The organism is Streptomyces hydrogenans (assembly GCF_014656075.1).
In the GTDB taxonomy this organism is placed as follows: Bacteria; Actinomycetota; Actinomycetes; order Streptomycetales; family Streptomycetaceae; genus Streptomyces; species Streptomyces hydrogenans.
This window is the reverse complement of sequence record NZ_BNBS01000184.1, coordinates 1-11,237: the sequence shown is the minus strand read 5'-3', so window position 1 is coordinate 11,237 and position 11,237 is coordinate 1. Positions and strand designations below refer to the sequence as shown.

At 70.4% G+C, this 11,237-nt stretch carries 7 protein-coding genes and 1 pseudogene; 4 read left to right on the top strand and 4 right to left on the bottom strand.

The window, feature by feature from the left end; genetic code table 11:
* Positions 1-51 precede the first annotated feature (51 nt).
* Positions 52-945, bottom strand: coding sequence for a magnesium and cobalt transport protein CorA (locus IE321_RS38730; RefSeq protein WP_229916768.1), 894 nt, complete (start codon positions 943-945; stop codon positions 52-54).
* Positions 946-1,164: 219 nt separating this feature from the next.
* On the opposite strand from IE321_RS38730, the gene IE321_RS38725 reads away from it, so the two are divergent.
* Positions 1,165-1,578, top strand: coding sequence for a DUF1622 domain-containing protein (locus IE321_RS38725; protein ID WP_373316663.1), 414 nt, complete (start codon positions 1,165-1,167; stop codon positions 1,576-1,578).
* Positions 1,579-1,619: 41 nt separating this feature from the next.
* Entirely contained in the window at positions 1,620-2,798 is a 1,179-nt protein-coding gene (locus tag IE321_RS38720) for an FUSC family protein (RefSeq protein WP_190226370.1), read from the top strand.
* A 251-nt stretch (positions 2,799-3,049) separates the two neighbouring features.
* Here IE321_RS38720 and IE321_RS38715 read toward each other — a convergent pair whose 3' ends face one another.
* From IE321_RS38715 to uvrA, 3 genes are all read right to left on the bottom strand, one after another.
* Entirely contained in the window at positions 3,050-3,766 is a 717-nt protein-coding gene (locus IE321_RS38715) for a nitroreductase family protein (protein WP_190226369.1), read from the bottom strand.
* A gap of 243 nt (positions 3,767-4,009) precedes the next feature.
* A complete protein-coding gene (locus IE321_RS38710; protein WP_190226368.1) occupies positions 4,010-4,720 on the bottom strand; it encodes a DedA family protein in 711 nt (236 codons plus the stop codon).
* Between the two features lie 701 nt (positions 4,721-5,421).
* Positions 5,422-7,890 (bottom strand): excinuclease ABC subunit UvrA, encoded by a 2,469-nt coding sequence (gene uvrA / locus IE321_RS38705; RefSeq protein ID WP_190226367.1) that lies wholly within the window; start codon positions 7,888-7,890, stop codon positions 5,422-5,424.
* A 323-nt stretch (positions 7,891-8,213) separates the two neighbouring features.
* Between uvrA and IE321_RS38700 the strand changes: the two genes are divergently transcribed.
* Both IE321_RS38700 and IE321_RS38695 read left to right on the top strand, forming a co-directional pair.
* The gene (locus tag IE321_RS38700) at positions 8,214-9,335 is read left to right on the top strand and encodes a hypothetical protein (protein WP_190226366.1); all 1,122 of its coding nucleotides are present in this window, start codon (positions 8,214-8,216) and stop codon (positions 9,333-9,335) included.
* Positions 9,336-9,640: 305 nt separating this feature from the next.
* Positions 9,641-10,638, top strand: a pseudogene (locus IE321_RS38695) (glutathione-independent formaldehyde dehydrogenase).
* The last annotated feature ends 599 nt before the right edge of the window (positions 10,639-11,237 follow it).

Here is an 11,237-nt window from a genome sequence, read left to right as displayed (position 1 = left end):
GCTTGCTCACTCATCTGTTGGCGGCGCTTGAAGTCATTCCGATAGCAGTTCTTAGAGCCAGCCGTTGCGGCGGAAGGCGCGGTAGAGGGCACCCGAGGCGAGGGCCATGAGCGCCACTGCCAGGGGGTAGCCGTAGGTCCAGCCGAGTTCTGGCATGTGCTCGAAGTTCATCCCGTACACGCCGGCGACCATCGTGGGGATCGCGAAGATCGCCGCCCAGGCGGAGATGCGCCGCATATCGTCGTTCTGCCAGGTGCCCACGCGGGCCTGCTGCGCACCGAGGACGGAGTCCAGGAGCTCGTCCAGGGTGCGGACCTCGATGTCGGTGCGGTGCAGATGGTCGCCGACATCACGGATGTACGGGGCGATCTCCGACAAGTGGTCCCTCGCACCGGGGCCGTCCAGGAGGCCTTGGAGGACCGGGACGAGGGGCTGCACGGCATCACGGAACTCCCGGACCTCCCGCTTGAGGGAGTAGATCCTCTGGGTGTGGTCGACGCGGGAGGTCGAGAACACCTCGTCCTCCAGCCGGTCGAGCGTGGCCCGCACCCTCCGGGCGGCGTCGCTGTACGCATCCACGGCAACGTCCAGCACGGCATGCAGCACGGCCCAGGTGCCCAGGCGCAGCATCTGCGGATCGGCGTCCAGTCGGCGGGCGGCCTCGGCGCACGGGTCGATCGAGCCGTGGCTGACGGTGAGGACACTGCGCGGACCCGCAAAGATCAGGATGTCCCCGGTCTCCACGGCTGTGTCTTCCTCCACGTACCGCAGAGGCTTCAGCGCCACGGCCAGGACGTCGCCGAACTGCTCCCGCTTGGGGCGCTGCCGCCCGTGGAGCGCGTCCTCGACGGCCAGCGGGTGCAGGCCGAGTTCCCCGGCCAGCTGGACCAGTTCGCTCTCCGAGGGGTCTGCCAGCCGGACCCAGGCGAACGTGCCCTCGTCCAAGTCCCGCAACCTCTTGAGTGTCGAACGGCAGGTGTCGTCCGGCAGCTCACATTCCACACGCTCGGACCGGCCCGAGTCCTGCTCATAAATGACGCATTCCATCCCCACCGCATGCTTCGGCATCCGCGCTTCATGCGTCCGCCGTCGAAGTCTGTCCAGTTCTCTGTGAGTGACGGGAGCCACCGGGTGTGTGCGGGTGAAGCGGGTACACGCGGCCCCATGAACATGCCAGGGGAGTTGGTGACCGGGGCCGCAGTGCGGGAACTGATCGGGTGGGTGGTGCACCTCATCGAGGCGGGCGGCGCGCTGATCATCTTTGTCGGCGCCGTCTGGGCCTTCGCCCGGTTCGCCATGACCGGGCTGCGCAGGCGTTCCCTGATCGGCGAGTTCAACGAGATCCGCCTCGGCCTGGGCCGTTTCCTCGTCCTGGGGCTGGAGTTTCAGCTGGCGGGCGACGTCCTGCGTACGGCGGTCGCTCCCAGCTTCACCGAGATCGGCCAGCTGGCGGCCATCGCCGCCATTCGCACCATCCTCAACTTCTTCCTCACCCGCGAGATCGCGCAGGAACGCGCCGAGATCGAAGGCGACCAGAAGGAGCCCCTCCCGCAGGCCTCAGCCCCCGTCGGCGTTTGATTCCGCCCTCTGGGGTCACGAGCGTGCTGGGGTGATCAGCCATGACCAGATGGGGCGAAGCGCGCCGGCGGCTGCGGGAGGCCGGAGCCGGCAGAACCGAATACCTGCGGCGTGCCCTACGAGGCGCCGGAAGCGAGCGGGATGCTCTGCTCCTCGGCGCCAAGTCCGTGGTCGCAGCGATGGTCTCGTGGGTGCTCGCCCGCTACCTCCTGCCGCTCACCGTCGCCACGTTCGCCCCCTTCACCGCGCTGGTCGCACTGCAGGCCACGGTCTACCGTTCGCTGCGCGAATGCGTCCAGTACCTGCTCGCCATGGCGGCAGGGGCCGCACTCGCTGCCTCCTTGGCCGCCACGGCGGGGATCCACGGCTGGACCTTCGGACTCCTCACCCTGCTTGCGCTCTGGGTGGGGAGGATCGAGCGATTCGGCCAGCAGGGCACCCAGGTGGCCATCGTCGCCTTCTTCGCGTTCTCCTCAGGGCAGGGGCGCATCGACTACATCGGCCACCTGGCGGTCTCGGTGGTCCTCGGTGCCATCTGCGGCCTCGCCGCCCACCTCGTCCTTGCCCCGGCCCGCCACGTCCACCACCGGCAGCAGGCCGTCGCGGACCTGCACTCCGCAATGAGCCGACGCCTGAAGAGGCTCGCCGAACTCCTGGGCGGAGAGGATTCCGACGCCGAACAGCTCAGGCACTGGCGCCGCGACTGGCGAGGCCTCGCGGCCGACTGCGACCGCATCCGCGCCACCATCTACGCCGAGATGGAGAACAGCCGCCTCCACCCCCGTCCCAGCCGCCACGCCAAGGACACCGCGGACACGGCCCTGCCCCGCGCACGGGACGCCATCACCGTCGCCGAGCGCGCCATGGACCATCTCCGGTCCCTGACCCGCACACTTGACCACGCCCAGAACAGTGGAGAGATCAACAATCTGCCCGTGTCCTTCCGGACCGCTGCGAGCTCCCTGCTGTGCAGATCTGCCGACGCACTGCAGGAGATCGGCCGCACCTCCCTGACGGACTCCGCACGCCTCGCCACGCTGATCGAGGAGGCGACTGCCGACCTGGACCGCGTCGAGCGGCACGAGCGCGCAGTGGCCGAGGCCTCCCCAAAGGTGCACACGCTTCAGGGAACCCTCCTCACCGACATCGGCCGCCTCCTGGCCGAGCTCCGCACGGGACACGAAACCCTCACCACGGAACCCGCGCCCCCAGCCGGCTGACGCGCGGCGTGGTGAATCCAGCCGGTGTGCACGCCACGGGAGGAGCAGCCTCACGCCGCGGTTTGCTCACGCCGGTCCCTTCGCGGGGGCCCTCCAGCGCTCACACCCCCTGGGACCTGGCGCACCACGCCGCTGGCCAGAGCCCCCCGTTATGGCGGCTGGGCCACCGTCCCCGTTCATTCGCTTCGGCGCCTCCGGGCTTTCTTCCCCTGGGACTCCCTCACAGGTGGAATCGCATACTCCCTTCAGGCCTACCAGCCGTTGAGGTGCACGACCTCAGAGACGGGGCGGCGGCGCACGGGGCCGAAGTTGCCCATCGGCCAGCCGACCGGTATCACGGCGAAGGTGCGCATGTCCTCGGGGATGCCGAGGGCCTCCTTCCATTCCTCCTCCAGCATCAGGTGCCAGATGGTGATGTTCGCGGCGACGCCGAGGCCGCGGGCGGCGAGCAGCAGATTCTGCACCCCGGGGTAGACACAGGAACCTTCCGCGAGAGCCATGAAGCGCTCCTGCGTGTCCACCATGCGCTGGGTCGCGGCCGGGCCCAGGGCCTGCGCGGAAGCGAGATAGCCCTCCTCGGTCACCCGCGGTGCGGGGAACCGGTAGCAGGGGACGACCAGGACGGGGGTGTCGGCGAAATGATCACGCTGGTACTCGATCGCGGCGACCATGCGACCGTAGGCCGCCTCGTCCATCCCCTCCGGGGCCAGCGCGCCCGTGGTGGCGAGGTACGCATCGACGCAGCGCTTCCACAAGGGGGCGAGACGGGTCATGACGTCCCGGTCGGTGACCACGACGTACTCGAAGCGCTGCATGTTGCCGCCGCTCGGACCCCATACGGCGGCCTGGACGAGCCGCTCGACGAGGTCCTCGGGGACCGGTTCGGGCTTGATGCGGCGCATGGCGCGCATGGTGGACATAGTGGCGAAGAGGCGGGGGTCGGTGTCCGCACCGATGGGATCGATCATGATCGCGGAGTGTAGGGGCCGCCCTCGCGCAGGTCGAGGGGGCTGACGAAGGACGCCGTAGTCGCCCGCGGTGCCGTTCAGCAGGAGCTGCCCACGTCCGACAGGAGGGCATCCCCCCACCGTCGACCGGCTTTCGAAGTCCGCAGCCGACGTCATGGTTCGACGGAACAGACCTGTCCTCCAGGGGGCACGTCCGCCTTTCGGCTCGCTCGAACCGGCGCGAGCCCGGCGCGACGCCCCGCCTCAGGGTCGCGTCTTGGAGGTTCGGAGCGGGCACTCGTGGCTGGTGACAGGGGTGGCGACGTCCGCCGTGTGGGGCGGGACGACGAGAGGGGCCCTTGAAACTTCGCGGGTGCGGGTGCGACGCCGGAGGGTGATGCCGATCCATGCGGCTGCGGCTATCAGGAAGGCGGCTACGGCGAGGACGGGGGCGCCGTAGGTGATGAGCCGGCGGAGCAAGTCGGCTGCCGCGTATCCGGCCGTGGATTCGACGCCGGCCCACAAGGGTGCGGCGATCAAGCTGTATGGAGCGATGCGGCGGTAGGGCAGACGGGTTGCCCCTGCCAGGTGGGGGATCAAGGTGCGTATCACGGGGACGAAGCGGGCCAGGAGGACGGCTTGTCCTCCGCAGCGGGCCATGAGCGTCTGGGCACGTTGCCGAGCGGCGGCCGGGATGCGCCGTCCGAGGCGCCCGGTGCGCAGGCGGCTTCCGAGCAGCCGGCCGGTGCGATGGCCGAAGGCGTCTCCGGCCACGACTGCGCTCGCGGCGGTGACGATGCCGAGGGCGAGGTTCAGGTCGCCGGTACGGGCCAGGGCGCCGGAGGCCGGCGGCAGGGTCGGCGTGGGGATGAACGCGCCGACGAGCAGTACGGACTCGGCCGGCACCGCGGCGGCCAGGATCCCGTAGGAGACCGGGCGGGGAACGTGACCGAGGAAGGCGGTCAGCGTGTTCACCGTGGCACCCCGGCCGTGACGTCCAGCGATGCCGGGGTGGACACACGGGCGGGGCGGCGGAGCTGCCAGACGTCGGCCGGGGGCAGGTTTCCCCACACGGTCCAGCGACCGACGGCGTACCGGCTCTGGCAGCCGGCGAGGACCTCCTCGACACCGCGATGGCGGCGTAGCGAGGCACGGGAGGACGTCAGGGCCCGGGCGCTGAGGCTCCTGCTGGAGGACGCCGGCGCCCAGCTCCTGGGAGTGGGCGGCGCTGCCGGGCCCTCGCCACCTCCCGCGCAGTCCCGAAGCGGGCCGGGGCGCGATGAGCAACCCGACCCGGCATGTCCCGCGGATACGGCCGGCCCGTACCCGCCTGCCCGAAGCCGCCGACGACGCCTCTTCACGGCCGGGGGGAACGGCGTGGGCCAGGGGGGCCGGATCGCCGTAGAAGGCGGCGTGCAAAGCGGCGGCCAGTTCACGCGCCCGCTGCTCGCTGTCCACATCGTGCAGCACGAAGCAGACCGGGCCCGCGCAGGAGTCGGGACGGACCTGACCGGTGCGGATCAGTCGGCCGATGGCCTCCTGGACAGAGTCGTACACCCCGGACTCGACGGCGTGCCCCGGAGCGGTAAGCGTGTCGGCCTTGATCCTCCGCCGAGGGCCCTCGCGCTCCAGCGCGATGAAGACGGCCCCCTGCCGCTGGGCCGCTCTCACTGTCGTCAGGAGCGCGCCAGCCGGGCCGCGAGATAAGGCGCGGTGGCGCTGCGCCGGGCCCTCGCCACCTTGGCCGGCGGGCCCGCCGCGACCACCCGCCCGCCCGCGTCGCCGCCGCCCGGCCCGAGGTCGATGACCCAGTCGGCGGTGGCGATCGTGTCCAGGTCGTGCTCGACGAGGACGACCGTGTTGCCGGCGTCGACGAGCCGGTGCAGCTGTCGCAGCAGTAGCGCGATGTCCGAGGGGTGCAGCCCCGCCGTCGGCTCGTCGAGCACGTAGAGCACGTGCCCGCGGCGGGCTCGCTGCAGTTCGGTGGCCAGTTTGATGCGTTGCGCCTCGCCGCCGCTGAGTTCCGTCGCGGGCTGGCCCAGCCGCAGGTACCCCAGCCCCACCTCGCGCAACGTCTCCAGACTGCGGGAGGCGGCGGGGACGGCGGCCGGGGCCTCGCCGGCGGCGTCGACGGACAGCGCCAGTACTTCCGCGATGTTCTTGCCGCGGTGGGTGACTTCCAGCGTTTCGGCGTTGTACCGGGCGCCTTCGCAGGTCGGGCACGGCGCGTAGGTGCCGGGCAGGAACAGCAGTTCCACCGCGACGAATCCTTCGCCCTGGCAGGTCTCGCACCGTCCCTCGGGCACGTTGAAGGAGAACCGCCCGGCCGAGTAGCCGCGTGCCCTGGCTTCGTCCGTCGCCGCGTACAGCTTGCGCACCGCGTCGAACATCCCGGTGTACGTGGCCAGGTTGGACCGGGGCGTTCGACCGATGGGCCGTTGGTCGACCCGGACCAGCCGGTCGAACGACTCGACCCCCGACGCGTCCTGGACGTCGACCTCCAGCCGCGCCTCGTCGGGCTCCTCGGGTACGAGTCCGAGGTGGCCGCGGCCGCCCTCGGCGAGCACCTGCGTCAGCAGCGTCGACTTGCCGGAGCCGGACACGCCGGTCACCGCCGTCAGCACACAGAGCGGTACGTCGACGGAGACGTCGCGCAGATTGTGTCGGGAGACGCCGCGCAGGTGCAGCCAGCCGTGCGGTGCGCGCGGGCGGTGATCGAGCGGCTGGGCGCGCCCGAACAGGTACTGGCCCGTGGCCGACTCCCCGACCCGCTCAAGACCGGCGACCGGGCCGCTGTACAGCACGCGTCCGCCGCCCTCGCCCGCACCGGGACCGATGTCGACCACCCAGTCCGCCCGCCGTACCACATCCATGTCGTGTTCCACGACGAACAGCGAGTTGCCCGCCGCCTTGAGGCGGTCCAGCACCTCCAGCAGCGGTTCCGCGTCAGCCGGGTGCAGGCCCGCGGAGGGTTCGTCGAGGACGTAGACGACGCCGAACAGCCCCGAGCGCAGCTGGGTGGCGATCCGCAGGCGCTGCGCCTCGCCCGGCGACAGGGTCGTCGAGCGGCGCCCGAGGCTGAGATATCCCAGACCCAGGTCGAGCAGCACCTCGACCCGCGCGACAAGATCGCCGCAGATCCGGACCGCGACCTCGGTCGTCTCCCCGGATCTGGCGGTCGACGTGGTGGCGTCGGCCTCGGACCGTCCCGCGACGGGCCGCAGCAACGCCACGACCTCGGTGAGCGGCATCGCGTTGATCTCGGCGATGGAACGTCCGGCGAAGGTCACGGCGAGCGCCTCGGGCCGCAGTCCGCTGCCGTGACACGCGGGGCAGGGAACACTCGTGACGAACCGCAGCGCCCGTTCGCGCGTCTTCTCGCTCTTGGAGTCGGCGAGGACGTGCATGACGTGCTTGCGGGCGCTCCAGAACTTCCCCTGGTAGCCGTAGTCGATGCGGCCCTCCTCCGGCTCGATGTACACGGAGGGCTGCTCGTCCGTGTACAGCAGCCAGTCCCGGTCCTTCTTCCTGAGCCTGCGCCACGGCCGGTCGATGTCGATCCCCAGGCCGCTCACGACACTGCGCAGGTTGGCGCCCTGCCAGGCGCCCGGCCAGGCTGCGATCGCCCCCTCGCGGATGCTCAGCGAGGGATCCGGGACGAGCAGTTCCTCGGCGAGGTCGTGCACGACGCCCAGTCCGTGGCACTCCGGGCAGGCGCCGGCCGCGGTGTTGGGGGAGAACGACTCGGCTTCCAGCCGTGCGGCCCGGGGCGGATAGGTGCCGGCGCGGGAGTACAGCATGCGCAGCAGATTCGACAGCGTGGTGAGGGTTCCGACCGTCGAGCGCGAGCTGGGCGACCCACGTCGCTGCTGCAGGGCCACGGCCGGAGGCAGCCCGGTGATCTCCTGCACGTGCGGTGCGCCCACCTGGTGCAACAGCCTTCGGGCGTACGGTGCCACCGACTCGAAGTAGCGCCGCTGGGCCTCGGCGTAGATCGTGTCGAACGCGAGCGAGGACTTGCCCGAACCGGAGACACCCGTGAAGGCGACCAGCGCGTCCCGCGGAACGTCGACATCGATGTTCCGCAGGTTGTTCTCGCCGGCGCCCCGGACATGCACGAAGGGGTCGGTCGCGTCCTCGTTCACCGTTCCTGATTACCCGATCGCGCCGCGAACCGCGCGACAGGCGCCGCCACCAGGCCCTGGTTCCAGGGAACGTTCGAGGGTGCTTCACCGTGGATGTGCCCTGACCGGGGGCACCGGGCCGTTTCTCGTGATGGCGCACGCAACCGTGTGGCCCGGTGGTGGGACAGGTTCCGGCACGGGGAGCACAAGGAGAGGGGAGCACAAGGAGATCCGACCGAGCCGCCTGTACCTGCCGGCGGGAGCCAGCGTGTCACACGGCGTCGGCGTCACCTCGGGGGCATCCTGTGACCACGTGCGACGGGGGGAGCCGACGACAAGGAGTCATGCGGGTGTCGTCTCAGGACGTTACGGTCGTGGCTCTTCTGGCGGACCCGGATGCGCCGACGGAGATCGCGCGGCGCATGGCCCGGACGCTTCCTGATCGGCTCGCCGAGAGGTCAGGCCGGGGACGACGGTTCCACGTCGAGGTGGTCAGTGAGCCCTTCACCGCAGGGACCGAGGACCTGTCCACCTTGACGCGCCGGATCATGGACCGCGGAGGTGAGGGGAACTGGGACGTCGTCGTGGCCCTCACCGACCTTCCGCTGCACTCACATGGGCACAAGCTCGTGGTGGGTCTGAGTCACGAACACGGCTTGGCGCTGCTGTCCCTCCCCGCGCTGGGGGGCTTCCGGCTGCAGACCAGGGCCCGGCAGGCCGTGGAAGAAGTCGTGCTCAGCTTGGCGGGCCCGCAGGCCACCGGGCCTGAGGGACCTCCGGGAGGTCAGCCACTGCGGGGGCCCTTCATCGGTCGTCTCGCGCCCGTCCATCCGGACCAGGTGGGTGAGGAAGGAATCGCCGATCTCCGGTACGTCGTCAGTGGGCCGCGCGGTTACCTGAGAGTGCTCTTCGGTATGGTCCGCGCCAACCGGCCGTGGCGGTTGGTGCCGGGTCTGTCGAAAGCCCTGGCGGCCGCACTCGCCACGGGAACGGTCGCCACCGTGAACTCCACCGTCTGGAGCCTGGCCACCTCTCTGAGCACGCCACGCCTGGTGATCGCCACGGTCGGGTCCGTCGCGCTCATGATCGGCTGGCTGATCGTGGACGCGAACCTGTGGCATCGAACGGATGAGGTTTCGCCGGAGGCGAGGAAGAGGGCGGCTCTCTACAACGCGTCCACGGTCCTGACCCTGGGTATCGGGGTGGTCGTCTGCTACGCGGGTTTGGTGGTCATCAACCTGGTGTGGGCGCTGTTCATCCTCAACGACCGGCTGTTCGCTTCCCTGACACGAACGCCGCTGCACGCCACGGAGTACTGGACGCTGTCCTGGTTCGTCGCTTCGGTCGCCACGGTGGGCGGCGCGCTGGGATCAGGCCTGGAGAGCGATGAGGCGATCCGGGCAGCCGCCTACTCCAAGCGCGAACAGGAGCGTCGCAGCGTGCTGCGGGACGACCGCGGTGACTAGCGGGTGGCCTCGGTAGGAGATGTGCCGTCGATCGGTGGTCGTCCGGTTCCGGGGTCCCTGATCGATCGGTGCGTGGTTGTTTCGCCTCGGCTCCCACGGGTACCCGCACGGCGCGCCGCCGGAGCGCCGAAGCTCCGTCTGGCGGGCCGGTGGCGGCACCACCGTTCCATCCGATCCGGGTGGACGGCCTGTAGAGGGGTGCCGGAGCCACGGACGCCGTCGTGGCGGCTTCCGAGAGTCAGGCTCTTTGCGCCGTCTCATCACCGCCGTGCCGCGGTCATGCCGCGACACCGAGGGAAGCCATCATGAAAGCAGCGGTATACGAAGGACCGCGAACGGTCACGGTGAAGGACGTACCGGACGCCAAGATCGAGCACCCCTGCGACATCATCGTCAAGATCACTACCACCAACATCTGCGGTTCGGACCTGCACATGTACGAGGGCCGCACCTCGTTCGCGTCCGGCCGCACCCTGGGACACGAGAACATGGGCCAGGTGGTGGAGGTCGGCTCGGCCGTCCGCAAGGTCGAGGTCGGCGAGTACGTGGTCCTGCCCTTCAACATCGCCTGCGGCTTCTCAAGCAGTGCGAGCAGGGTCTGACCAACTACTGCCTGACCATGCAGCCGAAACCCGCCCTCGCCGGAGCCGCCTACGGATTCGCCGACATGGGCCCCTACCAGGGCGGCCAGGCGGAGCTGCTGCGCGTGCCCTACGGCGACTTCAACGCGCTGCGTCTGGGCGAGGACGCCGCCGAGCGGCAGACCGACTACGTGATGCTGGCCGACATCTTCCCCACCGGCTATCACGCCACCGAGCAGAACCCGGCGGAGGTCGTCAAGGAGGCCACCCTCGGTCTGGGCGCCGACAACGGCTGCGAATACGTCGGCTACCAGGCCCACGACCCCCAGGGACAGGAGGACGCCAGCCTCACGCTCAACGGCCTGATCGACTCGGTCAGGTTCACGGGCGACATCGGCGTGGTGGGCGTGTTCCTGCCCCAGGACCCCGGCGGCGCCGAGGCTCAGGGCGAGCTGGAGGCCCAGGGCAAGGTCCCGATCGACTTCGGCATGATGTGGTTCAAGGGGCAGCGCATGGGCACGGGGCAGGCGCCGGTGAAGAAGTACAACCGGGCGCTTCGGGATCTGATCGTCGGCGGGAAGGCGAAGCCGGGCTTCGTCGTCTCCCACGAGCTCAGCCTCGACGAGGCCCCCGCCGCCTACGAGCACTTCGACGCCCGTGACGAGGGCTGGACCAAGGTGGTCCTGCATCCGAACGGACACGGGAACGGCCACAAGCGGTAGGAGGCCGGGACCGCCGTACCCCCTGTTTCCCCGGACAGGGCTGGGGCGATCGCCGCGCTCCGGCCGGACCCGAACCGACAACGATCGCCCGCGCTCCGGCCCGGAGGACGGACGGCGGACGGCGGACGGCGGACGGCGGACGGCGGACGGCGGACGGCGGACGTTCAGCAGTGTCCGCAGTGGCAGCGCCCGGCCAGCGGGCCGTGTGAGAGGCGTCCTTGCCCGCCGGTTGCCGCACCTCGACCAGGGCGACGCGGCAGGGCGTCAGGGCCGAATGGGCACCCGTGACGTGGCGGCGGGCCTTCGGGGAAGTCGTGCGATCCGGCCTCAAGATCGAGGAGACGAGGCTGAAGCCCTGCTCGCGCCGCGTGCGGCCGCTGGGGGCGATCATCATCGGGACGGCGCTGTCGCCGGCCTCCCCTGCGTAGGCCGCGGCCGCCGCCCGTGGTGGCCGGGATCGACGAATTCGCCCTGCTCAACTGACGTACGGTCACGGACGATCAACGCCTACGAAAACCTTGGAAGAGCCGTTCGATCGACAGACCCACACCTTGCGGTTCGCATGGCCGGGCACGTGCGGAGCGTGCGGGGGCGGCACG